This is a genomic window from Streptomyces kanamyceticus, assembly GCF_008704495.1.
GTDB lineage: Bacteria > Actinomycetota > Actinomycetes > Streptomycetales > Streptomycetaceae > Streptomyces > Streptomyces kanamyceticus.
In genome coordinates this window covers 244,457-269,555 of sequence record NZ_CP023699.1, presented here as the reverse complement: position 1 = coordinate 269,555, position 25,099 = coordinate 244,457, and the positions used below count along the sequence as shown (strand labels likewise).

The 25,099-nt window shown below is 70.7% G+C and carries 19 protein-coding genes and 1 pseudogene; 9 read left to right on the top strand and 11 right to left on the bottom strand.

What is annotated here, in order from left to right; translation table 11 throughout:
* Positions 1 to 5: 5 nt before the first annotated feature.
* Entirely contained in the window at positions 6 to 3,146 is a 3,141-nt protein-coding gene (locus CP970_RS01030) for a ThuA domain-containing protein (RefSeq protein ID WP_079043736.1), read from the top strand.
* A gap of 92 nt (positions 3,147 to 3,238) precedes the next feature.
* Here CP970_RS01030 and CP970_RS01025 read toward each other — a convergent pair whose 3' ends face one another.
* Positions 3,239 to 4,426 (bottom strand): aminoglycoside phosphotransferase family protein, encoded by a 1,188-nt coding sequence (locus CP970_RS01025; RefSeq protein ID WP_150492840.1) that lies wholly within the window; start codon positions 4,424 to 4,426, stop codon positions 3,239 to 3,241.
* Between the two features lie 235 nt (positions 4,427 to 4,661).
* On the opposite strand from CP970_RS01025, the gene CP970_RS01020 reads away from it, so the two are divergent.
* Positions 4,662 to 6,155, top strand: a complete 1,494-nt coding sequence (locus CP970_RS01020) for a DNA-binding protein NsdB (protein WP_055544549.1) — start codon at positions 4,662 to 4,664, stop codon at positions 6,153 to 6,155.
* A 59-nt stretch (positions 6,156 to 6,214) separates the two neighbouring features.
* On the opposite strand, the gene CP970_RS01015 is transcribed toward CP970_RS01020, so the two are convergent.
* Positions 6,215 to 7,633, bottom strand: a complete 1,419-nt coding sequence (locus CP970_RS01015) for a PP2C family protein-serine/threonine phosphatase (RefSeq protein ID WP_055544550.1) — start codon at positions 7,631 to 7,633, stop codon at positions 6,215 to 6,217.
* 431 nt (positions 7,634 to 8,064) lie between these two features.
* Between CP970_RS01015 and CP970_RS01010 the strand changes: the two genes are divergently transcribed.
* The 4 genes from CP970_RS01010 (at position 8,065) to CP970_RS00995 (ending at position 13,282) form a co-directional block, all read left to right on the top strand.
* Positions 8,065 to 8,784 (top strand): Crp/Fnr family transcriptional regulator, encoded by a 720-nt coding sequence (locus CP970_RS01010; protein WP_055544551.1) that lies wholly within the window; start codon positions 8,065 to 8,067, stop codon positions 8,782 to 8,784.
* A 68-nt stretch (positions 8,785 to 8,852) separates the two neighbouring features.
* Complete coding sequence (locus CP970_RS01005; protein WP_055544552.1) at positions 8,853 to 9,704, top strand: nucleotidyl cyclase domain-containing protein; 852 nt, start codon at positions 8,853 to 8,855, stop codon at positions 9,702 to 9,704.
* Positions 9,701 to 12,136, top strand: a complete 2,436-nt coding sequence (locus tag CP970_RS01000; protein ID WP_055544553.1) for a hypothetical protein — start codon at positions 9,701 to 9,703, stop codon at positions 12,134 to 12,136. The genes CP970_RS01005 and CP970_RS01000 overlap by 4 nt, the downstream gene beginning before the upstream one ends.
* An 81-nt stretch (positions 12,137 to 12,217) precedes the next feature.
* Positions 12,218 to 13,282 carry a hypothetical protein gene (locus CP970_RS00995; protein ID WP_150492838.1) on the top strand — a complete coding sequence of 355 codons (1,065 nt, stop codon included), beginning with the start codon at positions 12,218 to 12,220 and terminating at the stop codon, positions 13,280 to 13,282.
* Here the strand turns inward: CP970_RS00995 and CP970_RS00990 are convergent.
* The 5 genes from CP970_RS00990 to CP970_RS00970 all read right to left on the bottom strand — a co-directional run bounded on the left by CP970_RS00990 (position 13,279) and on the right by CP970_RS00970 (position 17,598).
* Positions 13,279 to 13,923 (bottom strand): response regulator transcription factor, encoded by a 645-nt coding sequence (locus CP970_RS00990; protein ID WP_055544592.1) that lies wholly within the window; start codon positions 13,921 to 13,923, stop codon positions 13,279 to 13,281. The two genes, CP970_RS00995 and CP970_RS00990, sit on opposite strands and share 4 nt — an antisense overlap.
* 37 nt (positions 13,924 to 13,960) lie before the next feature.
* The gene (locus tag CP970_RS00985; protein WP_055544555.1) at positions 13,961 to 15,277 is read right to left on the bottom strand and encodes a sensor histidine kinase; all 1,317 of its coding nucleotides are present in this window, start codon (positions 15,275 to 15,277) and stop codon (positions 13,961 to 13,963) included.
* A gap of 80 nt (positions 15,278 to 15,357) precedes the next feature.
* Complete coding sequence (locus CP970_RS00980) at positions 15,358 to 16,167, bottom strand: ABC transporter permease subunit (RefSeq protein ID WP_055544556.1); 810 nt, start codon at positions 16,165 to 16,167, stop codon at positions 15,358 to 15,360.
* The gene (locus tag CP970_RS00975; RefSeq protein WP_055544557.1) at positions 16,164 to 16,898 is read right to left on the bottom strand and encodes an ABC transporter ATP-binding protein; all 735 of its coding nucleotides are present in this window, start codon (positions 16,896 to 16,898) and stop codon (positions 16,164 to 16,166) included. Before CP970_RS00975 ends, CP970_RS00980 begins: the two co-directional genes overlap by 4 nt.
* Positions 16,899 to 17,034: 136 nt before the next feature.
* Positions 17,035 to 17,598, bottom strand: coding sequence for a TetR/AcrR family transcriptional regulator (locus CP970_RS00970; RefSeq protein WP_055544558.1), 564 nt, complete (start codon positions 17,596 to 17,598; stop codon positions 17,035 to 17,037).
* 87 nt (positions 17,599 to 17,685) lie between these two features.
* Here CP970_RS00970 and CP970_RS00965 point away from each other — a divergent pair, with 87 nt between their 5' ends.
* Positions 17,686 to 19,908: an MFS transporter gene (locus CP970_RS00965; RefSeq protein WP_169801194.1), complete on the top strand. Its 2,223-nt coding sequence runs from the start codon at positions 17,686 to 17,688 to the stop codon at positions 19,906 to 19,908.
* A gap of 43 nt (positions 19,909 to 19,951) precedes the next feature.
* On the opposite strand, the gene CP970_RS00960 is transcribed toward CP970_RS00965, so the two are convergent.
* Positions 19,952 to 20,329: a MerR family transcriptional regulator gene (locus CP970_RS00960; protein WP_055544559.1), complete on the bottom strand. Its 378-nt coding sequence runs from the start codon at positions 20,327 to 20,329 to the stop codon at positions 19,952 to 19,954.
* A gap of 74 nt (positions 20,330 to 20,403) precedes the next feature.
* Between CP970_RS00960 and CP970_RS00955 the strand changes: the two genes are divergently transcribed.
* Positions 20,404 to 21,132 carry an SDR family oxidoreductase gene (locus tag CP970_RS00955; RefSeq protein WP_055544560.1) on the top strand — a complete coding sequence of 243 codons (729 nt, stop codon included), beginning with the start codon at positions 20,404 to 20,406 and terminating at the stop codon, positions 21,130 to 21,132.
* A gap of 79 nt (positions 21,133 to 21,211) precedes the next feature.
* Here the strand turns inward: CP970_RS00955 and CP970_RS00950 are convergent, their stop codons facing one another.
* Positions 21,212 to 22,435 (bottom strand): MFS transporter, encoded by a 1,224-nt coding sequence (locus tag CP970_RS00950; RefSeq protein WP_206188620.1) that lies wholly within the window; start codon positions 22,433 to 22,435, stop codon positions 21,212 to 21,214.
* A 210-nt stretch (positions 22,436 to 22,645) separates the two neighbouring features.
* Between CP970_RS00950 and CP970_RS00945 the strand changes: the two genes are divergently transcribed.
* On the top strand, positions 22,646 to 23,059 hold the full coding sequence (locus tag CP970_RS00945; RefSeq protein ID WP_224058130.1) for a winged helix-turn-helix transcriptional regulator: 414 nt from the start codon (positions 22,646 to 22,648) through the stop codon (positions 23,057 to 23,059).
* Here the strand turns inward: CP970_RS00945 and CP970_RS45705 are convergent.
* Complete coding sequence (locus CP970_RS45705; RefSeq protein ID WP_276204641.1) at positions 23,029 to 23,502, bottom strand: response regulator transcription factor; 474 nt, start codon at positions 23,500 to 23,502, stop codon at positions 23,029 to 23,031. The genes CP970_RS00945 and CP970_RS45705 overlap by 31 nt on opposite strands.
* A gap of 531 nt (positions 23,503 to 24,033) precedes the next feature.
* Positions 24,034 to 25,097, bottom strand: a pseudogene (gene hisC / locus CP970_RS00935) (histidinol-phosphate transaminase).
* Positions 25,098 to 25,099: the final 2 nt, after the last annotated feature.

The window sequence follows — 25,099 nt, the reverse complement described above, 5'->3', positions numbered from 1 at the left end:
ACCTCATGAGCTGTCATGCTCGTGACATACGCGGTCTGAGAAGCCTTCGAAGAGCAGCGGTCGCCCTGGTCGCCGCGCTGCTCCTCACCGTGGGCTTCCTGCCCGGCGCCGGAGCCACGGCCGCCGACAAGGCACCAGCCTTCCGCGCCCTGCTCTTCACCAAGGCCGTCGGCTACGTCCACGACTCCATTCCGGCGGGCGTCCAGATGCTCAAGGAGCAGGCCGCCGCGAACGACTTCGAGGTCGTGCAGACCGACGACGCCGCCGTCTTCGACGACGCCAAGCTCAAGGACTTCGACGTCATCGTCATGCTGCAGAACTCCGGCATGGTCTGGGACACCGAGGCCCAGCGCGACGCGATGAAGAAGTACGTCAAGAGCGGCAAGGGCGTCGTCGCGCTGCACAACACCCTCGACATGGGCGTCGAGGACTCCTTCCCCTGGTGGGACGACCTCATCAACGCCGGTGCCCACATGCCCGCCCACTCGCCGGGCGTCCTCAAGGGAACCGCCAAGGTCGCCGACCGCGCCCACCCTTCCACCAAGGGGTTGCCGGAGCGCTGGGAGCGCCCGGAGGAGTGGTACAACTTCGACAAGAATCCCCGGGGTGACGTGCACGTCCTGGTCACCGCCGACGAGAGTACGTACGACCCGGGCGGCTCCAAGATGGGCGCCGACCACCCCATCTCCTGGTGCCGCAACGCCGAGGGCGGCAAGGTGTGGGCCACCGCCATGGGCCACGACAAGGCGTCCTACAGCGAACCCGCCTTCCGCGAGCACGTGCTCGGCGGCATCAAGTGGGCGGCGGGCAACGCCCCCGGCGACTGCGGCGGCACGGTCTGGTCCGGCTACGAGAAGACCGCCCTGGACGACAACACCGCCGACCCCATGGAGCTCGACGTCGCCAAGGACGGCAAGGTCTTCTACGTCCAGCGCAGCGGCGAGGTGAAGGTCTTCGACCCGAAGACCCACGCCACCTCCACCGCGGGCAAGCTCGACACGTACACCGGCGGCGAGGACGGCCTGGTCGGCATGGAACTCGACCCGAAGTTCGCCGACAACCGCTGGATCTACCTCTACTACGCGCCCGCCAAGGCGACGGACGACGTCAACCGGCTCTCCCGCTTCACGGTCAAGAAGGACAACACCCTCGACCTCGCCAGCGAGAAGAAGCTCCTGGACGTACCCGCCTACCGCGACCGCACCTTCCCGGAGCCGGGACACACCGGCGGCGCCGTCGAGTTCGGCCCCGACCGCACCCTCTACCTCGGCGTCGGTGACGACACCCCGCCCAACCTCGACCCGGCCTGGCAGGGATACGCCCCACTCGACTGGCGTCCCGGCAAGCAGATGCTGGACGCGGCCCGCACCGCGGGCAACACCAACGACCTGCGCGGCAAGATCCTGCGCATCAAGCCGACGGACTCCGGCGGCTACACCATCCCCAAGGGCAACCTCTTCAAGCAGGGCACGGCAAAGACCCGCCCCGAGATCTACGCGATGGGCTTCCGCAACCCGTTCCGGTTCACCGTCGACCCCAAGAACGGCTACGTGCACGCCTCCGACTACGGCCCCGACCGCGGCGGCCCGACCACGGACCGCGGCCCCGAGGGGCTCGTCGAGGTCAACGTCATCAAGAAGGCGGGCAACTTCGGCTGGCCGTTCTGCCACGGCAACAACCAGGCGTACGCCCCTTACGACCCCGACACCCAGAAGGCGGGCGCCAAGTTCGACTGCGCCAAGCCCACCAACCCCTCGCCCAACAACACCGGCCTCAAGGACCTGCCGCCGCTCCAGCAGCCCGACATCTGGTACGGCTACGGCGAGTCCAAGGAGTTCCCCGAGATGGGCGCGGGCGGCTCGGCGCCGATGAGCGGGCCCGTCTACCACTACGACGCGAAGAACCCCTCCACGACCAAGTTCCCCGCCTACTTCGAGGGCGCGAACTTCTTCTACGAGTGGGCGCGCGACTCGGTGAAGGAGATCCGCTTCGACAAGGACGGCAAGCTCCTGAAGATCAATGACTTCCTGAAGTCGGCGAAGTTCGCCAAGCCGATGGACATGACCTTCGGCCCGGACGGCTCGCTGTACGTCCTGGAGTGGGGCAGCGAGTTCGGCGGCGGCAACAACGACTCCGGGCTCTACCGCGTCGACTACGCCCAGGGCCGGCGCATCCCGCTCGCCAAGGCCAAGGCGTCCGCCACCAACGGCCCCGTCCCGCTCAAGGTCGACTTCTCCAGCGCGGGCAGCACCGACCCGGACGGCGACCCCCTCACCTACGCCTGGGACTTCGACGGCGACGGGACGTACGACTCGACCGACGCGAACCCCTCGCACACCTACACCGTCAAGGGGGACTTCAACGCCCAGCTGAAGGTCACCGACTCGACGGGCAAGTCCGGCTACGCCAACATCCCCGTTACCGCGGGCAACACCGCGCCCACGGTCAAGGTCGAGACCCCGGTCGACGGCAAGCTCATCGACTTCGGAGACAAGATCCCCTACAAGGTCACGGTGACCGACCCGGAGGACGGCACCATCGACTGCTCCAAGGTGACGGTGAACCCGGCGCTCGGCCATGACGACCACGAGCACCCCACCACCGACATCCCCGGCTGCGAGGGGACGGTCGACACCGGCGACCTCGGCGGCCACCCGGAGGGCGCCGACCTCACGTACGTCCTCAACGCCAAGTACACGGACAAGGGCGGGGAAGGCGTGAGCGCCCTGACCGGTTACGGCCGCTCGGTCCTCCAGCCCAAGCACAAGCAGGCCGAGTACCGCGACGACCAGTCGGGCACCCGCATCGTCTCGCAAGAGGGTGCCGAGAATGGCAAGCGCATCGGTGACATCAGCGACGGGGACTGGATCGCGTACAGCCCGATGAGCGTCGAGGGCGTGAGCAAGGTCAGCTACAAGCTGTCGTCGCCCTACGGCGTCGGCTCCGTCGAACTGCGCGCGGACGCCCCCGACGGCAAGCTGCTCGCCACCACTCCGGTGCCCGACACCGGCGGCTGGGACACCTACCAGAACACGCCCGACGTCCCGGTGGAGGCGCTGACCGGCACGCACAAGCTGTATCTGGTCTTCACCTCGCCCCAGGACAACGCGTTCGACGTCGACGCGGTGCGGTTCACCACGTCATAGTCATCGAGTCATAGTCGAACAGCAGTCGCCAGAGGCATACGAAAGTCCGCGGTGCGCCACTGAACAAGGCGCACCGCGGACCTTCTTCCCCGTCAGCGAGTGCCGACCGCCGCACGCACGGCCCGGCGGGCCATCTGGCAGTCGTCGTGCAGCCGCCTCAGCAGCAGCCTCTGTTCCTCGCCGGACGGCGCAGCACCGGGGTGGGCCGGGCCCGGTGCCGCCGGGGTCGATTCGTGCATCGAACGCTGCACGGCCGTTTCGTACGTACGGATCTCCCGGGTCAGGACGAGCATCAGGTTGACCAGGAAGGCGTCGCGCGCCGCGGGGCCCTCGCTCTGTGCCCGCTGGCTGATCTCGCGCCGTGCCGCCGGTGCGTCCCCGAGGACCGCCCAGAGCGTCGCCAGGTCGTACCCGGGCAGGTACCAGCCCGCGTACTCCCAGTCGACCAAGGCGGGCCCTGCGGGCGAAAGCAGTACGTTCGACAGGAGGGCGTCGCCGTGGTTGAACTGCCACATGGAGAGCGGCCCGTTGCCCTGGTGTGCCACCGAGTGCGCGATGCCGTGCAGCAGCTTCTGCAGGTCGCCCATGTCGCGGTCGGTGAGCAGGCCGAGCTCGTGGAAGCGGGAGATGCGCCGTCCGTAGTCCAGCGGCCTGACGAACGTGTCCGACGGCGGACGCCAGTCGTTCAGCCGGACGATCGAACCGAACGCCGCCCTGATGTCGGCGCGCGGCGGGGCCTCCGCCGGATGCCGGTGCAGCGCCGCCACCCGTCCCGGCATCCGCTCGATCACCAGCGTGCCGTCAGCGGGGTCGGCGGCGATGAGCCGTGGAGCCCTGACCGGCGGGCGGTGCCGGACGAACGAGCGGTAGGCCGCTATCTCGTGCCGGATCCGCTCGGCCCAGAGATCCGAGTGGTCGAGCAGGCACTTGGCGACGGCGGTGCCGCGTCCCGCCGTGCCGACGAGCAGCACGGTGCGGCCGCTTCTGCGGAGCACCTGCACCGGATTGAACTCGGGGCAGATGCGATGCACTGAGGCAATCGCGGTGCGCAGTTGCGCCCCCTGGGGGCCGGACAAGTCGAGTCTCCCGCTGAGCGGTTGGGTGCCGGGCCCCGGCGCACGGCGCGTCCGGCCGGCGCCGAGCTGCGTGGCACCGGGGCGCACGGGCTCCAGATACGGGCCGCTCCCCGACGAGGGGGGAACCTCGCGGCCCCGGGGGACCGGGGGGCGCGGGTGCAGCGGCCGGGGCGGGGCGGACACGGAGGACGATGCTGCGTACATGGGCGATACAGATCCCTTCGTGTGCCTGTGAGTTGCGTGCGCCTCCCCGGCCCGGCCGCTTCGGGTGCACCCTGGGGAGTGCCTTGCGGCGACCGGGTCGGGGTGGCGCACTCCTACCTGACACCCGCCGTCCCGTGGCACACCATGTGGCGCACCCTGGCGAACCCTGGCGAATAGTCGCCCAGCAACTGACAGAGGGTTACTGTCAACTCAGCCGAGAACCTGGGGGCTTGACGTGAACGGACAACCCAATACTCGCCTTTCGGACCTTTTCGGCCTCGCCGGTTGGTCCAAGGGTGAGCTCGCGAGGCTGGTGAACCGGCAGGCGGCGGCCATGGGCCACCCCCAACTGGCCACCGACACCTCGCGGGTGAGGCGGTGGATCGACATGGGAGAGATCCCGCGCGATCCGGTGCCCCGGGTACTCGCTGTTCTGTTCACCGAGCGTCTCGGCCGTGTCGTGACCACTGAGGATCTAGGTCTGGTCCGGCACGGGCGTGTAGGGAAGCGGCGTGGCGACGGGAGTGTGGAGCACCCCGACGGCATGCCGTGGGCGCCCGAGCGGACAGCCGCGGTCCTCACCGAATTCACGGGAATGGACCTCATGCTCAACCGACGCGGCTTGGTGGGCGCGGGCGCCGCGCTTGCCGCAGGCTCCGCACTGACCAGCGCCATGCACGACTGGCTGCACACCGATCCGGTCCTCGCGGCCGACGCCCCCCGCATCGACGATCCCCTGCACGCCGACCCCGCTGGGTTCGACCGCTACGAGGCCGCCCCCATCGGGTCGCAGGAGATCGAGGAACTGGAGCGCTCCGTCGAAGTGTTCCGCGCCTGGGACGCGGCCCGCGGGGGCGGGCTGCAGCGCAAGGCCGTGGTGGGCCAGCTCAACGAAGTGGGCGGCATGCTCGCCTACCGACACCCCGAACACCTCCAGCGCCGTCTGTGGGGCGTCGCTGCCAACCTCGCGGTGCTCGCGGGCTGGATGTCGCACGACATCGGCCTGGAGCCCACGGCACAGAAGTACTTCGTCATCGCCGCGCACGCCGCCCGAGAAGGAGGGGACAGGCCGCGTGCCGGCGAGGCCCTGTCGCGCGCAGCGCGGCAGATGGTGCACCTGGGCAAGCCCGACGAGGCCCTGGACCTGATGAGGCTCGCCAAGTCGGGAGCGGGCGAGGAGGCGCTGCCGCGCACCCAGGCCATGCTGTACACCATCGAGGCCTGGGCGCAGGCCTCGATGGGGCGCGGCCAGGCGATGCGGCGCACCCTCGGCATCGCCGAGGACCTCTTCGTGTCGGACAAGGGGGACGTGCCGCCGCCCAGCTGGATGCAGATGTTCGACGAGGCGGACCTGCACGGCATGCAGGCCCTGGCGTACCGCACCCTCGCCGACCACGAGGAGTCCGCGGCGACCATCGCCCAGCGGCACGCCAAGCGGGCCATCGAACTGCGGGTGAAGAACCGCAACCGCTCGCAGATCTTCGACTACATCTCCCTGGCATCGGCGTGCTTCATCGCCGACGACCCCGAACAGGCCGACAGGTACGCGCGGTTGGCGCTGGTGTCGATGCGGGCCAACTCCTCGCACCGCACCTGGGACCGGCTGCGTGAGATGTACCGGCTCACGGCGCAGTACTCCGGCTACCCGAAGATCCAGGACCTCCGCGAGGAGATCAAGCTCGCGCTGCCCAGGGGAAGCAAGAGGACGGGGAGGACGGCCAGGGCCTGACACACCCCCGGATCAGGGGGACCAGAGAACACACCGCGCGATCGGTCAGATCAGATCGGTCAGATTCGCGCGATCAACAGGCAGGCGTCGTCCTCGCGCGGTGCCGCGCCGAACTCCTCGACGACGGTCCGCACGCAGTCCTGTGCCGTACGCGCCCCGGTGAAGCGGGACGCGAGGGAGAGCAGCCGGTCCGTCGCCGCGTCCCTGTCGCGTCGTGGCACCAGGCCGTCGGTGTGCAGCAATAACAGGTCTCCGGGCCTCAGTTGCTCATCGGCCTGCCCGTACGCGGTGCCGGAGGCGGCTCCGAGGAGTACGCCGTCCGGTGGCGTCAGCGCGCGCCCCGTCCCGTCGCGGAACAGGAGCGGGGCGGGGTGGCCCGCCTGCGCCCAGGTGAGCCGGTGGCCCGCGGGGTCGTAGCGGCAGCAGACCGCGCTGCCGAGCGCGGGCTGCACCGTGGCGTCGAGGAGTTGGTTGAGCCAGCCCATGAGCTGGCCGGGCTGCGCCCCGGCGACCGCCATGCCGCGCAGCGCGCCGAGCAGCATGGCCATGCCGGAGGTGACGGTGACGCCGCGTCCGGTGAGGTCACCGACGCTCAACAGCGCCTGACCGTCCGGCAGTTGCATCGCGTCGTACCAGTCGCCGCCGATCAGGGCGCCGGTCGAGGAGGGGAGGTGGTGTGCGGCGAGGTCGAGCGTGCCGGGTCCTTCGCCCCGCGGGAAGCGCAGGGCGCCGCGCCACGGCGGCAGGACCGCCTCCTGCAGTTCGACCGCGAGTTGGTGTTCGGTATGCGCCCGGTCGCGATGGCGCTGCAGCGAGTCGCGCGTATCACGCACCGCCCGCTGGCTGCGGCGCAGTTCGCTGACGTCCCGGAGTACCGCCCACATGGAGGCGGTGGAGCCGTCGGCGGCGAGCACGGGCTCGCCCATCATGTGCACCTGGCGCACGCCGCCGTCGGGCCGCACGATGCGGAACTCGCCGTCGATGGGCTTCCCGTCGATGAGGCAGTCCGTGACCATCGCGGTCAGTAAGGGCTGGTCCTCGTCGTGCACCAGGGCGGGGAGCTCGTCGAGGGAGAGCGGCGGCGCGGCGGGGTCGCGGCCGAGGATCTGATAGAGCTCGGCGGACCAGTGGGCCTCGTCGCTGAGGAGGTTCCACTCGGCGCTGCCGACCCGGCTCAGGAGAGAGCCGTGGCGAGGCTCTTCGGGCGCGGCCGAAGCGGGCGGCGCCGGTGCCTCGGTCGGCGGCGGACCGTCCCGCAGCTGGGCCAAGTGGTCGTCCAGGTCGTTGAGTTGATGCACCGCCAGATCGCACAGGGCGCGCTGCCAGCGGCCCGCGGGGTCCCCGTGATCGGCCACGGCGTCGCGGCGCACGGCGTCGACCTCGCCGCGCAGCCGACGCGTCTGCGAGATCAGCGCGTCGACCGCACCGCGCTCGGGCGGCTGGGCGGCTGCGTGGTCCGCGAAGACATGGGACGGCATGAGGTGCTCCGTTGAGGATGCGGTGCGACCAGCTTGACGGGTGGTGGACCGCTAATGACTTTCGCACAGCGGCAGGTGGCCTGTAAGGGATTTGGCAACACCCGATGCGGTGGTGCTTACGGCATATGCCCATGGCTTGCGGATATGCGGAGGTCGATGCGGAAGTCTACGGCGAATCAATGAAGAATGCGTAGGGGATCAGCGCGGAATGTGGTGTTCCAGTGGGGGAGTTCGGAGCAGGTGTCCCACCGGAGAACATATGCCCGAACGCGCGACGGGCGGCGGGTGGGAAGCTCTGAATTCGTGCGGCGGGGATCCGCAATTCCGCGGGAGAACAAGGCGGCGCGCAGAAGTCGCGAACTCATTGACGTGCGCTTGCCAGCTCCTTAGCGTGCTGTCGCCAGGTGGGTACCGGTCCAGGAGCGGTCAGCTTGAGTCTCATCGCACAGGAACAACCTCTGCTCGATGCCTTACGTCCGCAGGACCGCGCTGCCCTTCTCGCCCTCGGCGTCGCACGGACCTATCGCGCGGGCGACATCCTCCTGCCCGAGCGCGCCACCACTTCGTACGTCCTGGCGGTCCTCAGCGGCTGGGCGGTCGTCTCGGTGGAGACCGAGCGAGGCCACCGGCTCATCCTCGCGCTGCGCGGCGCCGGTGAGCTGGTCGGCGAACTCGCGGCCGTGGACCGCGGGCCGCGCAGCGCCACCGTGGCGGCCCTGGGGGACGTCGACACCGTGGTGATTCCCGGCGACCGCTTCCGCGGTTTCCTCGGCGCCAGCCCCTCGGCCAGCTCGCTGGTGCTCAAACAGCTCAGCTCCCGGCTGCGCAGCTCCGACGGCGAACGCCGCTCGCTCGCCTCCGAGAACGTGCTGCAGCGACTGGCGGCGCGCCTGGTCGAACTGGCCGACCGCACCGGGCGCCGCGATCCCGACGGCAGCGTCACCATCGACCTGCCGCTGCCGCAGCACGACCTCGCCGCCTCCGTGGGATCCACCCGCGAGGCCGTCGCCAAGGCGCTGCGGCTGCTGCGTGACCAGGGCATCGTCCGCACCGCCACCAAGCGCCTCGTCGTCATCGACGCCGAACCGCTGCGCCTGCTCGCGGGCGACGCGGGTCCGACGGCCGGACCGGCCGCGGGCCCGGTTGTGTAAACGGCTACATACACGGCGGTCGGCCGAGGCCATCCTGGTCCAGCCGCACCGTTGCTGAGGGGGTTGGAGTGAGCAGACACGAGGCCGTGCACCGGCTGGTGATGAGCGCGGACATCAAGGGTTCCGGACGCCTCGGTCACCAGGCCAAGATCCGCTCCCGCACGGGCATGTACGAGGTCTTCGACGCGGCCTTCCACGCGGTGGGCGTCGCGGGCGGCGACCAACTGCACCTGGAGGACCGGGGCGACGGGGTGCTCGCCGCACTCGCCCCCGAGGTGCCGCCGTCGGCGCTCGTGGGCCTGTGGCTGGAGGAGGTCCACCAAGGACTGCGCGAGCACAACGCGGGCCTCACCGAGCCGCTGCGGCTGCGGATCGCGATGCACGGCGGGCCCGTCAGCGACGACGGCAGGGGCCTGGTCGGCAGGGCGGTCGACCTGGCGTGCCGACTCTGCGACAGCGAACCGGCGAAGGCGATCCTGGCGGCCGACGACGACATCGACCTGGTCCTCGTGGTCTCCGACCTGCTCTATCACTCGGTGGTCGCCGAGGGCGGCAGGTTCGTGGAGCCCGAGCACTACCTGCCCTGCACGGTACGGGCCAAGGAGACCGACGAGGTCGCGTGGTTCCACGTGCCCCGCCGCACCCGGCCGCCCCTCCCCGAGACCGGCCGGGTCCCCGCTCCGCGTCCCACGGGGGTGGACGCGGAGCGGGGGCCCGGCCGAACGCACGCTGATGCGGCTGCCCGGTGCGGGCAGCCAGGGGAGACCGGCGAGCCGTGGTCGACCAAGTACCGGATCAACGTCAACGGAAACAACCAGATCGTGGACGGCGCGGAGGTGCACGGCCCCATCATCGGCGTCCGCGTCTCGCCCGACAACGACAACGACAGCGGGCAAGCGGAAGGGGACGGGCCGAGGTGAGTGCTGACGGAGGGGGTCAGGGCCCGCAGGGCGGCGGTGGCGGCAAGGGCGGTGGCGGAGGCCAAGGCGGCGGTGGCGGCGACAAGGGCGGTGGAGGAAAAGGCGGCGGAGACAAGGGGGGCGGCGGAGGCAAGAACCCCGGCTCCGGACCGGGTGCAGGGGCCGACGAAGGCCGACGGCACGGTGGCGCGCGCACCGGCCCGCTCGGCGACCGATCGGCGGTCGGCGCGCACGACGCCGTACAGCAGGCGCGCGCCAACTTCATCGACGTCAACGGCCGCAACACCATCCTCGACGGCACCCAGGGCGATGTGCACCTGGGCGACCACCACCACTACCACGGTGACCGGGCCGGAGTGCCGCGCCTGGTCTCCGGCATGGTGCCCCGCGACGAACTGCGGCGCCTTCGCCTGGTCTTCGAGGAGCCGCCCGCCTACGGGGAACTGCGCGAACTCCTGGAGCGGCAGCGGCTTGTGGCCCTGTGCGGCGATCCCGGCACCGGGCGCGGCTACGCGGCCCTCTCCCTCCTCGACGAGGTGACGCGCGGTCGCATCGAGCGGATGGACCCGCGCACCGAGCTGGACCGGATCAGCGAGTCGGCCCTCGAAGAGGGCCGCGGCTATCTGGTCGAGATCACCGGCGAGGAGATGATCGTCAGCGGGCGGCGGCGCCCGAAGGGCGAAGGGCGCGACGACCGGGACGGCGAAGAGGGGGACCGGCGGTGGTCCGCCGAGCGCCCCGCCGAACTGCACCTCGACCGCCTCAGCACCCTGCTCGACCGGCGCGGCGCCTACGCCATCCTCGTCGTCGGCGCCGGTGGTTTCGCCGACGAACTGCTGCGCGGCCGCTACGGCAGGCTGTTCCGTGCGCCGTCGGCCGACGGCATGCTGCGCAAGCACCTCGTGGCGCTCCTGGGCCACGCCGAGCGGGAACGCCTAGAACAGGCGCTGGAGTTGGCGCGCCGCGCCGACGTCGTCCGGGCCATCGGGCTCGACCCGCTGCGCCCCCACGAGGTGGAGTCGCTGGCGCGCCTCCTGGTCGGCTGCCTCAAGGACGAGCTCACCGAGGACGAACTCCTCGCCGAACTGCGTACGTTCGCCCATCTGCAGGCCCGCGCGTGGTTCGCCACCACGGGACGCGCCGGGCCCGGCAACCGGGACGCGGTGGGGGCCGCCCTGCGACAGGCCGCCTTCCGTACGGCGGTGGCCGTGTACAACGGCTCGCCGTTCAGCGTGGCGGCCGAGGCCGCGGAGCAGCTGGCCTGGGAGTTCACCCAGGCCACCGACCCCGAACAGGAGCCGGGGCGCGTCCTGTTCAACGACCACCGCCAGGCCAGGCTCGCGGCGGCGCGCGCCGAACTGTTCACCGAGGACGTCACGTTCGACGGCCGGAGCCTCGCGACCCGCAAGGTGCGGCTGCAGGGCGGCGCGCTGGCCAGGGCCGTCCTCGCACACGTGTGGGAGGACTACCACAACGTACGCAGGCCGCTTGCCCTGTGGCTGCGCACCCAGTGCGCCGATGCCAGGGTGCTGGTGCTGCTGCCCGCCGCGATCACGGCCGGTGCGCTGTGCACGCTCGACCTCGACCACGCCCTTGCGGAGATCGTGCGGCCGATGGCCTCCAGCGACGTGCTGGAGCAGCGGCTCGCCGCAGCCACCGCGCTCGCCCAGGCGGCCGCGCTCAGCGAGGAGGTCCGCCCGATCGTGCGCGACACGGTCCGCATGTGGGCACGCGGCGACGACGGAGCGCTGCTCTGTACGGCCGCTCTGGTACACGGCTTCGGCACCGTGGAGAAGTCGGTCTCCGCGAGCCTGGACGAACTGGGCCGGATGGTCGCATGGAACGAGGACGACGAGGACCTGCTGGTGTACGCCTCCGCCAGTGTGGGGCGGCTCATCGCGGGTGCCGAGCCCGAGACCGGGCTGCGGCGGCTCGGTGCCTGGATGGGCGACCGGCGCACCCGGCACCGCAATCTGGCGCTGCTCACCGCGGACCGGCTGGTCTGGCAGAACACCTCGAACCTGTGGGGGCTGTCTCACATGCCCGTGGAGAAGGGGCACTTGAACTGGCCGCTCGCCGCGACCCTGCTCGTGCGGGCGCCGCGCCACACCCAGCTCCTCGCCGACCTGGTGTGGTGTGGCCTGGACACCGCACGGTGGCGCGAGGATCTGCAGGACTCGCTCGGCTTCTGGATGCACCGCGGGGACAGTGACCCCGCTCTGCTGGACGTCCTGTGCGACTTCCTGCCCCACCTGGTGAGCGGCCCGAACGACGCCGAGCGGCTGCGGAACCTGGTGCGCCGCCTGGAGCGCGACCCCGACCAGTCCCTGGCGCCCGGCACCGCCCAGCGGCTGCGTGACGCGATCGAGGGGCGCCAGACCATCGTCGTACGGCCGGAGACATCCGGTCCCCGAGCCGAGGAGACGGAGTGAGATGACGACCCAGAACCCGATGCACGTCCACCCGCCGGCCGCCGACCCCGCACGGAGCAGGGCGGCCTCGGGGGGCAGGCCGTGGACCCCCTGCACGAGGCGCCACCGAAGCCCCCGCCGAAGGTGCCGGTCGAACGAGCGGCAGCCGCACAGGAGTTGCCGGGACCCTTCCTGCGCGAGTACCGGCCCTCCTGGCCCTACCGGCATCGCAGCGCCCAGGTGACGGTGGTGCTCTACTACCGCAACAGGCCGCCGCGGGCGGTCGGACCGGAGGGCGAGGAGGGGCGGATGCAGCGCTGGTTCGCCCGCCCCTACACCGCCTTCGAGCTGCAACTCGGCTGGCACACCGCCTCGTTCAAGGTGGAGCTGCCCGCGAAGGAGCGCGGCAGGTCCTTCCCCGCCGAGGTGCGGGTGCGCTGGAAGGTCGAGGACCCCTGCCTCGTGGCGCGCAGCCAGGTCACCGACGTCGCCGCGCTGCTCGTCCCCGAACTGGAGCAGCGGCTGCGCGACGTTTCGCGCGCGCACTCCATCAACGACGCCGAGGACGTGCACGACGCGGTGCAGAAGGAGCTGCGCGGAGAGGGCCTCGGCGGCCAGTTCGGCCTGGAGCTCGACGTCTTCGTGGCGATCTCCTGGGACAAGCTCATCCAGGACCACGGCGCGAACAGGGGCCAGGTGCTGCACCAGACGGACCTGGAGGAGCTCAACCAGAAGCTGCGCCAGCTCAGGGACGGCAACCAGCGGGAGCTCATCAGCGCCTGGGCCGAGGACTTCCAGGAGGCGATGAAGCGCGGCGACCACGCCGTGATGGCGCAGATGATGGCGCGCAATCCCCAGGACCTCGGCGAGATCCGGCAGATGTTCCGCAAGGAGCAGCGGGAATCGCGCCAGGACGTCATGGAGCTGATGTCCCGCCTCATCGACGGCGGACTCCTGGAGCGCTGGGAACTGGGCGAACAGGCCATGGTGGTCGTCGAGTTCCTGCGGTCGAGCGCACGCCACGTGACATCGGATCCGCTGCCGCAGGTGACCGTCGACGGAGAGTCCCGGCGCAAGGTCTTCTGGGAGCGGGCGGACGGGCGGGAGGACACGGAGACCTCGGAGAAGCGCGGCGAGGGGGACAGGCCTAGAGCGGCGGCGTCCTAGGAGCGCAGGTACCGGATGACCGCGAGCACCCGGCGGTTGTGGTCGTGCGAGGTCGGCAGGCCGAGTTTGTCGAAGACGGCCGCCACGTGCTTCTCCACCGTGCCCTGCGAGACGAAGAGCGTCTGGGCGATCGCCGCGTTGGAGCGGCCCTCCGCCATGAGGGAGAGCACTTCGCGCTCCCGGCCCGTCAGCGGCGCCAGTTCGGCGCCGCGGCGGCTCGCCCCCGCCAGCTGTGTGACGACCTCGGGGTCGAGCGCGGTGCCGCCCGCCGCCACGCGTTCCAGCGCGTCCGTGAACTCCGCGATGTTCGCCACCCGGTCCTTGAGCAGATAGCCGACGCCCGCGGAACCCGCCGCGAGCAGCCGGGTCGCGTACTTCGTCTCGACGTACTGCGAGAACAACAGCACGCCCGTGCCCGGGTGTTCGGCACGGATATCGATGGCCGCGCGCAGGCCCTCGTCGGTGTGGCTGGGCGGCATCCGGATGTCGACCACCGTGACGTCAGGGCGGTGCACGGCGACCGCGTCGCGCAGGGCGTCCGCGTCGCCGACCGCGGCGCAGATCTCGTGCCCGCGCTCGGCGAGCATCTGGGCCAGCAGTTCCCGCAGTACGGCGGCGTCCTCGGCGATCACGACACGCATGACCCGCATGTTCTCACGGGTGCCGCCGCCGCTGCCCTCACGCACGCAGCGGCAGCTCGACGGTGACCTTCGTCGGACCGCCGTCGGGGCTGCGGACGTCGATGCGTCCGTCGACCGTACGGACGCGCTGCGCGAGCCCGGTCAGACCGCTGCCCGCGCCGGGCACCGCGCCACCCCGCCCGTCGTCGGTGACCTGGAGCCGCAGCAGCCCGTCCCGCCGGGTCACGTCGATCGAGGCCCGCGTCGCGCCGCTGTGCTTGATGACGTTGGTGAGGAGTTCGGCGGCGCAGAAGTACGCGATGGTCTCGATCGCCGGGGTGGGCCGCACCGGCACGTCCGCCGAGAGGTCGACCGGCACCGTGCTACGCGCGGCGAGGGTGGCGAGCGCGTCCGGCAGCCCGTCGTCGAGGGCGGGCGGATGGATGCCGCGGGCCAGGTCACGGAGTTCGGTGAGTGCCTCGGTGGCGTTGCGGTGCGCGCCGTCGACGAGTTGGCGGACGCGGGCCACGTCCGGCGGGTGCCCGTCGTCGAGCCGCGCCCTGATCATGTCGAGGCCCATCGCCACCGCGACGAGCCTGACCTGCGCGCCGTCGTGCAGATCGCGCTCGACGCGGCGCAGCAGCGCCACCGAGTCGTCCACGGCGAGCGCCCGGGTCTCCTCCAGGTCCCTGACGCGGTCGGCGAGGCGCCCGGGACCGAGCAGCGCCCGGATCAGCCAGCGGTCGCCCGCGACGACGATCCTGGTCACCCAGGGCGCGGACAGCAGCGTGCCGACGCCGAGCGCCAACGCGAGGAACGTCCCCGCGAACGTGTCCGCGTGCAGGCCGCCGAACGGGACCGGCGTCACGATCGGCATCCCCTCCGGGTCGTCCGCGGCGGGTTGCTGCCCGAGCACCGCCCAGCGCGGCGGCGCGGTGAGGTTCACCAGACCGGAGACCCACCAGAGCACGGCGTACCCCCCGACCACGCCGACCGGCAGCTTCGTGAGGACGTACGCAGCGGCCCGCCAGCCCGTGCCGTCCCGCAGCCGCGCGTCGAGACGGCCGACGAAGCCGTCGCCGGGACGGAACGGCGGCGGCGCGGGCGTCCGCTCGCCGAGCAGTGCGGCGGCGAGCCGGCGGTGGACGCCGCCGAGCCCGCGGGCAAGCCGCAGCGAGACGATGAGCAGCAGGACGCCCACCACGGCGAGCACCAGCGAGGCCGTGAGCCCGGCGCCGAGGGCGAGGAGCACGGCGAGGACCACCCCGCCCGTGACGCCCAGCGGGAACCCGGCCAGGCAGTACGCCGCCTCGGCCCACGCCCGCCGGGTGAAGGGGGCGCGGAGCGCGGTGCGGACGGTTTCGTGCAGGTGCATGGGGTTCAGTTTCCCTGTGGTCTTCGTTCTTCTTCGTTGCCTTGCCGCGCTGTGTCCCTCGTGCTCCCACGACCGCCGCTTCAGGCGTCCCTGCGGATCAGCAGACGTCCGCCGACGGCGAGCGCCGCGGCCGTGTACAGACACAGCACCCCGAACCCGGTCCACGGCGAGAGCATGTCGGACACCGGCTTGGCGACCGCGAGGGAGTTGCCCGCGATCATCGTCGGGAAGAACTTGGCGACGGTCGTGCCCGAGACGCCGCCGATCACCGCGGGCAGCACGAAGGTGATGCCGACGAGCGCACCGATCGCGCTCGCGGTGTGCCGGGTGATGGCGCCGATCCCGATGCCGATGAGCCCGACCATCGCGAGGTAGGCGCCGGACATCAGCACCGCGCGCAGCACCCCGGCGTCCCCGAGCGAGGGGCGCGGCACGCCGTCGCCGAGCGCGGCCCGCCCGGCGACGAACGTCACGAGGCTGACGGCCTCGCCCACGGCGAGCGAGAGCGCGCCGTACACGGACGCCTTCGCCGTCAGGACGAGACGCCGGTCGGGGACGGCGGCCAGGGTGGAGCGGATCGTTCCCGACGCGTACTCCCCGGTGACGACGAGCACGCCGAGTACGCCGATGAGGAGCTGCCCGACGGCGACGCCCGCGAGGACGTTGTTGGTCGGATCGAAGGCGGCGGCCTTGTCGGGGCTCGGCGCCTTGGTGTTGGCCATGGTGACGACACCGATGGCCACCATGGACCCCACCACGAGCAGCAGCGACCAGCAGGTCGACCGCAGGCTCCGCAGTTTGATCCACTCCATGCGGGCCGCGTGCCCGAATCCGTAGTGCCCGGCGGGAACGCGCGTCTCGCGCTGCCACGCGGGTGCTGCCGTACTCATCGGGACACCCCCTTCCGCGCCGCGGAGGCCGTCCCCGGCGCGGCGGTCAGCGTGAAGAAGGCCTCCTCCAGGGAGGCGCCGCGGGCGGTCAGTTCGCGCACGGAGGTGTCGGCGAGCAGCCTGCCCTGCCCGATCACCACCAAGTGGTCGGCGGTGAGCGCCATTTCGCTGATCAGGTGGCTGGAGAGCAGGACGGTGCGGCCCTCGGCGGCCAGGGACTTCATCAGCTCCCTGATCCACCGCACGCCCTCCGGATCGAGGCCGTTGACCGGTTCGTCGAAGAGCAGCACGCCGGGATCGCCGAGGAGCGCGGCGGCGATGCCGAGCCGTTGCGCCATGCCCAGGGAGTACGTCCCGGCCCGCCGCCCCGCGACGTGGCCGAGCCCGACGACGTCGAGCACCTCGTCGACCCGGCTCCGCGCGATGCCCCCGGCGGCCGCGAGCGCGGTCAGGTGCTGGGCCGCGGTGCGCCCCGGATGGAAGGTGCGCGCCTCCAGGAGCGCGCCCACCTCACGCGCGGGCCAGCGCAGCTCCCCGTACGGCAGGCCGTGGATCCTGGCCTGCCCCGCGTCGGGCCGGTCCAGGCCCATGATCATGCGCATCGTGGTCGACTTGCCGGACCCGTTGGGCCCGAGGAAGCCGGTCACGGCTCCTGGCAGCACGTCGAAACTCAACGCGTCGACGGCGACGGTGGGTCCGTACCGTTTGGTGAGCCCCTGGGCCTCGATCATCGCAACTCCCTGCCGCACGGCCGCGCATCCGACGCGGTCAACCGCACCTCACGCTAGGGATGCGGGCCCCTCGGCCGGAACGCTGCTTTCCTCCGTCCCCTCTGGGGATTTCCCCCAGACCGTGCGGGACGGCCTGTCACTCAGCCATGGCCAGCACATCGCGGACCAGACGTCGCGCGTACTCGCGATCGACGGGCAAGGCGAAGACGACGTGGTGGTACAGAGGCGCGATGACGTGGTCGAGGATCTGCGGGACGCTCGGTGCCTTCTCACCGCGTTCGCGGGCCCGGCTCACCACCTGCGACGCCTGCTCGCGCCGTTTCTCCGTGACCGGGCAACTCGCGACGGTCTCGGTGCGGGCCGACACCATCGCGCGCAGGTACCGGGCTCGGTGGGGACGCGTGATGTCGCGGGCGATGACCTGCGCCCACTCGGTCAGATCCTGCTGGAGGGATCCGGTGTCGGGCGCTGACTCACCGTCCCGAGTCAGGGCGGCGACAGCGACTTCCTCAAGGAGGGCGTGGACGCTGTCCCAGCGTCGGTAGAGCGTCGTCGGGTTGACCCCGGCCCGTTCGGCGACCACGGGAAACGTGATCCTTTCGGCGCCCTCGCCCACGAGTTCACCGACCGAGGTGTAGATCGCGGCCAGTACTCGACTGCTCCGCCCTCCGGGGCGGCTGGCGGCTGCATGGTGAGACACGCCACCAGCATACGCAAAGATCTTTGCTTCTACTATGCTGGGCCGCCAGGGTTAAAGCAAAGGCTTTTGCTTTTCGATGGAGGTCGCGTGCTCAACCGTTCGGTTTCGTTCTTCCTGGCCGGGGCCGTGGGCGCGGCCACGCTCACGGCCGCTTCGGCGCCGTCCCCCCTCTACCCGGTCTACCAGCGCCAGTGGGACCTCTCCACGTTCACCTTGACGGTCGTTTTCGCCGTCTACGTCTTCGCCCTGCTCGCCGCCCTGTTGACCGTCGGATCGATCTCCGACCGGGTGGGCCGTCGGCCTGTCGCCTGCGGTGCCCTGGTGCTGCTCGCGCTGGGCATGCTGCTCTTCGCCGTCGCCACAGGCGTCGGCGGCCTGATGGCCGCGCGCATTGTGCAGGGGCTTGCCGTGGGGACAGCCGCCGGCGCCACCACAGCCCTGATCATGGAGTCCGCGCCGAACCCCCGGCTCGGCTCGACCGTCAGCAGCGCGGTCCCTTCCTTGGGGATAGCGATCGGCGCCGTCCTCGCCGGAGCCTTGGTGGAGTTCGCGCCGCTGCCCCGCCAACTCGTCTTCTGGATCCTCGCCGTCGTGTACCTGGTGCTCGCGGCACTCGTCTGGCTGGTCCCCGAGAAAGCTCGATCCGACGCGCCGACCCGGGAAACGATGTGGCGGTCATTGCTGCCCAGCGCTCAACTCCCGCGGGCCACGCGGCCGGTCTTCGTCGCACTGCTGCCGTCGATCAGTGCGACGTGGGCCCTTGGCGGCCTGTACCTCTCGCTCGGATCGTCGATCCTCACCACCGTCCTCGACGTGCACAGCCACTTCGCCGTGGGCGTCATCCTCGGCGTCTTCTTCGTCGCGGGGACGGCGGGCACTGTCGCGTCGGCCTTCGCTCCGCCACGACACCGCGCATGGTTCGGCCTCGGGCCCCTCGCCATCGGCGTCCTGGTCACCATCGCGGCCATGCCGACGGGTGTACTGCCGCTCTACGTCATCGGGTCGCTGATCGCGGGATTCGGGTTCGGGGCGACGTTCCGGTCCGCCGTCCATGCCCTCGGTGAGGCGGCACCGAGCACCCGACGGGGTCAGGTGTTCGCGACGATGTACATCGTCAGCTATCTCGCCTTCAGCGTGCCTGCGCTCGCGGCCGGACTCGCTGTCGAGCGATTCGGGCTCGAACCGACAGCCGTCGTGTATGGAGCCGTGGACATCGCATTGGTCCTGTTCGCTCTCGTTGCCGGGACCGCCCACGCGCGTCGACGGGACGGCGAGGACGATGTCCGGCGCGACATCGCACCGCCGTTGGTCGCGCGCGGTTTCGGCACGCCTCGCCACACCACGCACTACCTGGAGAGCGGACCGGCCGATGGACCGCTGATGTTCTTCCTCCACGGGTGGCCGGGCATCGGGTTGTTGTGGCGGGCCCAGATGGAGGCGTTCGCTGCCGACGGGTGGCACTGCGTCGCGCCCGATCTGCGCGGGTACGGCGAATCCTCCGCCCCGGCGGACACCGACGCCTACACCGTCGAGGAGGTCGTGATGGACCTGACGGAGCTCCACGAACATCTCGGCGGCACAACCGCGGTCTGGATCGGCCACGACTGGGGCAGCGTCGTGGCGGGAGCAGTGGCCGCACACGAGCCGGAGCGGTGCCGCGGCGTGGTGTTGACCTCGTGGGCCTACTACCCCACCGCCAACGGCCTGGCCACGCTCGTACCCCTGGTCGACCGTCAGCTCTACCCGGCCGACCGGTATCCGGACGGACAGTGGGACTACTACCGCTACTACACGACACACTTCGAAGCGGCGGTCGCCGACCTTGACGCGGCTCCGGCGGCAACGCTGGCATCGGTCTATCAACCGGGCAGCCCCGCCGCGATCGGCGCCATCTCACCGACGGCCACGGTCACACGCGACGGCGGACGCTTCGGCGCCGCTCACCACGCACCGCCGACGCCTGCCGATCCGGCTCTCTGGCCACCGGCGGACTTCGACACCCTGGTGCAGGCGTTCGCCACTCACGGCTTTCGTCCTCCCTCCGCGTGGTACACGAACGACGACGCCAACATCGCTTACGCGCGCAAAGCCCCCGACGGCGGGCGCCTGACGCAGCCGGTGCTGTTCGTCAACGGCGAGTGGGACGCGATCTGCAACATCTCGGGAAACCGCCAAGGCGACCCGATGCGCGCGGCCTGCGCGGATCTCACCGTGGCCCGGGTGCCCGCAGGACACTGGCTGCCGCTCGAGAGCAAGGCTCAACACATTGAAGCCATCCGCACCTGGCTCCGCTCCAAGGATCTGCGATGAGCAGCGAGACATGGGCTCGTCCGGCTCGAAGCTCCGACCGCGCCTACGGGTGCGAGTCCGTGATCGCGATGACCTCGTCGAGGCGGTCCAGGGCGGCCTGCAGGTCGTCGACCTTGGCCTGGATGCGGTCGCGCTCGGCGCGCAGCATGGCTCGTTGCTCGGCGTCGGTGTGCCCGGAGTCCCAGCACGGCAGGAGTTCGGTGATCCTTCGGCTGGTCAGGCCGGCGGCGAACATCTGCTGGAAGAAGCGGACCAGGGGGATCGCGTCCTGCCGGTAGAGGCGCTGGCCGGAGGGGCTGCGCTCCGGGATGAGCAGCCCCTGCTGCTCGTAGTAGCGCACGGCGCGTACCGAGACACCGGCACCCCGTGCCACCTCGCCGATGCGGATCAGCCGCTCGGGCGCTGCCTTGGTGATGGTCATGGTGATGGTTCTCCTCCGGCCCTGACGACCAGCACTTGCCTCTGACGTCAACGTCAGGTTTTAGCGTACCGGGCATGGACATCAACAACTCAGTTGCCCTTGTCACCGGAGCCAACCGCGGCCTGGGCCGCGCCTTCGCCCAGCGCCTGCTCGAACGGGGCGCCCGCAAGGTCTACGCGACGGCCCGTCGGCCGGAGACCGTGGACCTGCCCGGGGTCGAGGTACTGCCCCTGGACATCGCCGATCCCGCATCCGTCAGGGCTGCCGCCGAGGCTGCCCCGGACGTCTCGCTGCTCGTCAACAACGCGGGGATCCAGACGGGGACCGACCTGGTGACCGGTTCGCTGGACGCGGTGCGGCACGAGCTGGAGACCAACGTGTTCGGCCACCTGGGAATGATCCGGGAGTTCGCGCCGACGCTCGCCGGGAACGGCGGGGGCGCGATCGTCAACGTCCTCTCCGCCATGTCGTGGTTCGGAGGGAAGGGCGCAGGCGCCTACCACCTGACCAAGGCCGCGGCCTGGGCCATGACCAACGGCGTCCGCCTGGAGCTCGCCGGGCAGGGCACGCTCGTGACAGCGGTGCACCTCGGCCTGGCCGACACCGACATGGCCGCGGGCTGGCCCGTGGCCAAGCTCGCGCCGTCGGATCTGGCCGACGCGGCACTCGACGGTGTCGAGGCGGGCTTGGGGGAGGTCCTCGCCGACCAGTGGAGCCGGGACGTCAAGTCCCGGCTGCCGCTGGCGCCGGAGGAGTTCAACGCCGCGATGGACCGTGCCCTTGCGGCACTGACGGCGGCCTGAGGACCCTCGGGCGGTTGCGGCGGATCCGCAGCTGGCAGGTGCCCGCCGCGTGGGCGGGCACCTGGTCGACGTCGGCCAGTCAGCCAGGGACGCGCGCGTGCGTGCGGTCGGACCAACTCACGACGAGTGGAATGACCTGGCCGACGACGAGCAGGAGGGCTCCCACGACGAGCCAGCCCGGCTTGCCCCAGCCGATGCAGAGCAGGCCGAGCAGCGGCGGGCCGACGGCGTTGGACAGACCTTGGCCGATGGCGAACAGCCCCGAGTACTGGCCCTGCGCGTGTTCCGGGGCGAGGCCGAAGGACAACTCGAACGCGGCGGCGGCGTGCCACAGTTCGCCCAGAGTGTGGACGATCACGCCGAGCACGATGATGACCATGGCGACCCATCCGGGGGCGCCGCCCGCCGCCGCGATGAGGGCCGTGGCGAGGAGGAACGCCGCCCCCGCGCGGCGCGCCACCCGGCCGGCCGCCGTGTTGTTGTCGACGCCGCGGCTGACCCGTACCTGCAGGCAGACCACGAGCGCGGTGTTGATCGCCACGCTCGCGCCGACGAACCATCGCGGCGCGTCGGTGTGCGTGATGATCCACAGCGGCAGGGCGAAGATCAGTACCTGATTCTGGATGGTCATGACGCCGTCCAGGGCGGTGAGCGCCACGTACGGCTTGTCCTTCAGGGCCGGCCAGCGGCTGCCTTCCGCCGGGGCCTCTATCGGCGACACGGACGGCACGCGGGAGGCGAGGGCCGCGGAGACGAGGAACATGGCAGCGGTGCCGAGGATGAGGCTGACGTACGCGGTCCTGGTGTCCAACTGGACGGCGACGCCGGCCGCGAGGGCTCCGCAGCCGACGGCGATGTTGTTGAGGGCGCGCAGGTAGGAGCGGTAGCGGGTGGGGTTCGGGGCGCCCAGGGTGCGGGTCAGCGGGCCGCGGGCGGCGGTTCCGGCCGAGGTGGCGAGCTCGACCACGCACACGAACGCGATCAGCGAGAGGAAGGAGTGCACGAAGACCAGTCCCGCCACGGCGAGGGCCTGCACGACGACCGAGAGCCGGAAGACCTCGCGCGGGCCGCGCCGGTCGGCCAGGCGGCCCACGGGGATGCCGGCGGCGAGCCCGATCAGGGCGGCGGCGCCCAGGGCGAATCCGACCTGGGAGACCGGGAGACCCACGGAGCGGGTGAAGAACAGCGCGGCCCCGGCGATGAAGAGGCCCTTGCCTATCTGGTTGACGAACGTCGCGCCGGCGAAGGCGCGTTTGGGGCTCGTCTCGGGGATGAGTCCGCGGGCCACCAGCCAGGCCGGCAACCCCCCTCCGGTGCCCTTCGCGACCGCTGTCCCGGTCCGATCGTCTCGCTGGCGCTGCTTACTGGTGTTCAACTGGCTGTCCCCCGGCTCCGGGTGATGGCATGTGCTCGGATGCCGCTCACTCAGTTCCATACGTCCCGCCCCACTCGTAGAATCGGGTGCAACGGTATGGATTTGATACCGGTATCTTCAACGAAACCGGGAGCGGCCATGGGCAAGGCGTACAACGTGATGGCGGCGACCTGCCCGAGCCGCACGGTGCTGCACCGCATCGGCGCCCGCTGGACCGTGTTCGTCGTCAACGCCCTCGACGAAGGACCCCGCCGCTTCAGTGAGTTGAAGGGGCACATCCGGGGGATCACGCCGAAGGTCCTGACCGAGACCCTGCGCTCCTTGGAAGCCGACGGTCTGGTCAGTCGCCACGAGTACGACGAGAACCCGCCCCACGTCGAGTACGCCCTGACACCGTTGGGCCGCTCCCTGCTCGTCCCGCTCCGCGCCGTACGACTCTGGGCCGAGGAGCACGTCCCGGACATCGAGGCGGCCCGGGCCGTCGGCCGATTCTCTGACGCTGTCGCTGTGGCTGTCGCGGCTCAGGAAGCCAGGTCGACGTATTGGGCATAGAGGGCGGCCTGAGTGCGGTGGGTGGCGCCGATCTTCAAGTAGATGCTGCTGAGATGGTTCTTCACGGTCTTCTCGGATATGCCGAGTCTTCGAGCGATGAGCCGGTTGCTCAACCCCACGGCCAGCAGGCGGAGTACGCCCCGCTCGCGTGCGGTGAGGGTGGGGCCGGCGGGTGGCGCACTGTCATCGGGGACGGGAGTGAACGCCGGAGCGGAGGGAGCCGCTTCCCCGGGGCCGATCAGCCCGGTCTGTCGGGCGTAGAGGGCGGCCTGAGTGCGATCAGTGGCGCCGATCTTGAGGTATATGCTGCTGAGATGGTTCTTTGCGGTCTTCTCGGAGATGTCGAGTTTCCGGGCGATGAGCCGGTTGCTCAACCCAAGAGCTAGCAGGCGCAGTACATCTAATTCCCGGCTGGTGAGTTTCGCGGCCGGTGGTTCTTCCACGTCTTTCCTCTTCCTTGCTTCTCCCAAAGGACATAAAAAAATGTCCAAGGACTGAGCGCCGAAAGATCGCCTACGGGCGGCGGTCACGGCAGGCGACCCGGCGTCTTGCCCAGCCGGGCCGTGCAGGCCGGAGGGCACAGGGCAGCGGTGTCGCCGCTGGGGAAGGTGTGATGGAAAGCGCATATGGGCATGACGTCAATGCAATCGCCCCCGTGTAAGCATGTCGGATCGCTCGTAGACGAAAATGGGAACGCCGCAAAGGGTCGAAGATGCGACTGAAAAGCGGCACGCACCTGGCCGACGGTGGCGTCCCCACGACGCTCGAGGCGCAGACAGAAACTGCTCAAGCGTGGACCAGAATCTACACACTTAAGCCAGCAATCGGCTAGTGCTTTTCTGTTAAATCTTGGACTGATTGCTTACGCCGCGCGGGAACGGTGACGGAATTCTGAAGTCTGTCAAAATCTTTCGACAGAATTCCGGGGCCCGTCAAAAGTCGCCGACGCCCCTGTCACGGTTGTCATGGCGGCCTTACCTTCGCCAACCGCCCGCGATCTTCAGGAGATGGTCGTTCTCCTCGGGAGTGCCGATGGTGATGCGCGCCCCTCGTCGCCGAAGGGGCGCACCATGACTCCCGCCGCCTCGCACGCGTCGGCGAACGCCGGTGTGTGTGAACCGAGGCGCAGCCAGACGAAGTTGGCCTGACTGTCAGGAACGCTGAAGCCCGCGGCCCGCAGCGCACGGGTGACCCGAGCGCGCTCGGCCACCAGGGTCCGTATCCGCTCAAGCAGTTCGGATCCCGCGTGCAGCGAGGCCCGCGCGGCGGCCTGGGCGAGCCCGCTGACGCCGAACGGCACGGCGCAGGCCCGCAACGCGGCCGCGACCGGCGGATGCGTCACCGCGTAACCGATGCGCAGCCGCGCCAGGCCGTACGCCTTGGAGAAGGTGCGCAGAACGGCGACGTTGGGACGGTCGCGGTAGAGCGCGATGCCGTCGGGCACGTCGGCGTCGTCGACGAACTCGCGGTACGCCTCGTCGAGTACCACGAGCACGTGGCCGGGCACCCGGTCGAGGAAGCGTTCGAGTTCACCGCGGTGTACGGCCGTGCCGGTCGGGTTGTTGGGGTTGCACACGAAGATCAGTCGGGTGCGGTCCGTCACCGCGTCGGCCATGGCCTCCAGATCGTGCCGCTCGTCACGCAGCGGAATCCGCACGGGAGTTGCCCCCGTGGCCCAGACGAGCAACGGATACGCTTCGAACGAGCGCCAGGCGAGCAGCACCTCGTCCCCTTCGCCGGCCGCGGCGCGCAGCAGGTCCCTGGCGACCCCGAGGGACCCGGTGCCGGGCACGAGGTGCTCCGGGGGCACCGAGAGGACCGCGGACAGCTCCTCGACCAGTTCACCGCTCGTCGGATCGGGATAGCGGTTGACGCGCCCCAACTCCTGGTACATCGCGGCGACGACGGACGGCAGCGGAGGAAAGGGGTTCTCGTTCGACGACAACTTGTCCACCAGGCCGCTGGGAGCGGCCCGGCCGGGGACGTAACGAGGCAACCCGGAGACATCGGCGCGCAACCGGGGGGCGGAGGTGGCCATGA

Bases quoted from the DNA above. Each gene is read 5' to 3' on its own strand.
- CP970_RS01030 (WP_079043736.1), top strand. From the start codon at position 6: ATGAGCTGTCATGCTCGTGACATACGCGGTCTGAGAAGCCTTCGAAGA.
- CP970_RS01025 (WP_150492840.1), bottom strand. From the start codon at position 4,426: ATGTACGCAGCATCGTCCTCCGTGTCCGCCCCGCCCCGGCCGCTGCAC.
- CP970_RS01015 (WP_055544550.1), bottom strand. From the start codon at position 7,633: ATGCCGTCCCATGTCTTCGCGGACCACGCAGCCGCCCAGCCGCCCGAG.
- CP970_RS00990 (WP_055544592.1), bottom strand. From the start codon at position 13,923: ATGCGTGTCGTGATCGCCGAGGACGCCGCCGTACTGCGGGAACTGCTG.
- CP970_RS00985 (WP_055544555.1), bottom strand. From the start codon at position 15,277: ATGCACCTGCACGAAACCGTCCGCACCGCGCTCCGCGCCCCCTTCACC.
- CP970_RS00980 (WP_055544556.1), bottom strand. From the start codon at position 16,167: ATGAGTACGGCAGCACCCGCGTGGCAGCGCGAGACGCGCGTTCCCGCC.
- CP970_RS00975 (WP_055544557.1), bottom strand. From the start codon at position 16,898: ATGATCGAGGCCCAGGGGCTCACCAAACGGTACGGACCCACCGTCGCC.
- CP970_RS00960 (WP_055544559.1), bottom strand. From the start codon at position 20,329: ATGACCATCACCAAGGCAGCGCCCGAGCGGCTGATCCGCATCGGCGAG.
- CP970_RS00955 (WP_055544560.1), top strand. From the start codon at position 20,404: ATGGACATCAACAACTCAGTTGCCCTTGTCACCGGAGCCAACCGCGGC.
- CP970_RS00945 (WP_224058130.1), top strand. From the start codon at position 22,646: ATGGGCAAGGCGTACAACGTGATGGCGGCGACCTGCCCGAGCCGCACG.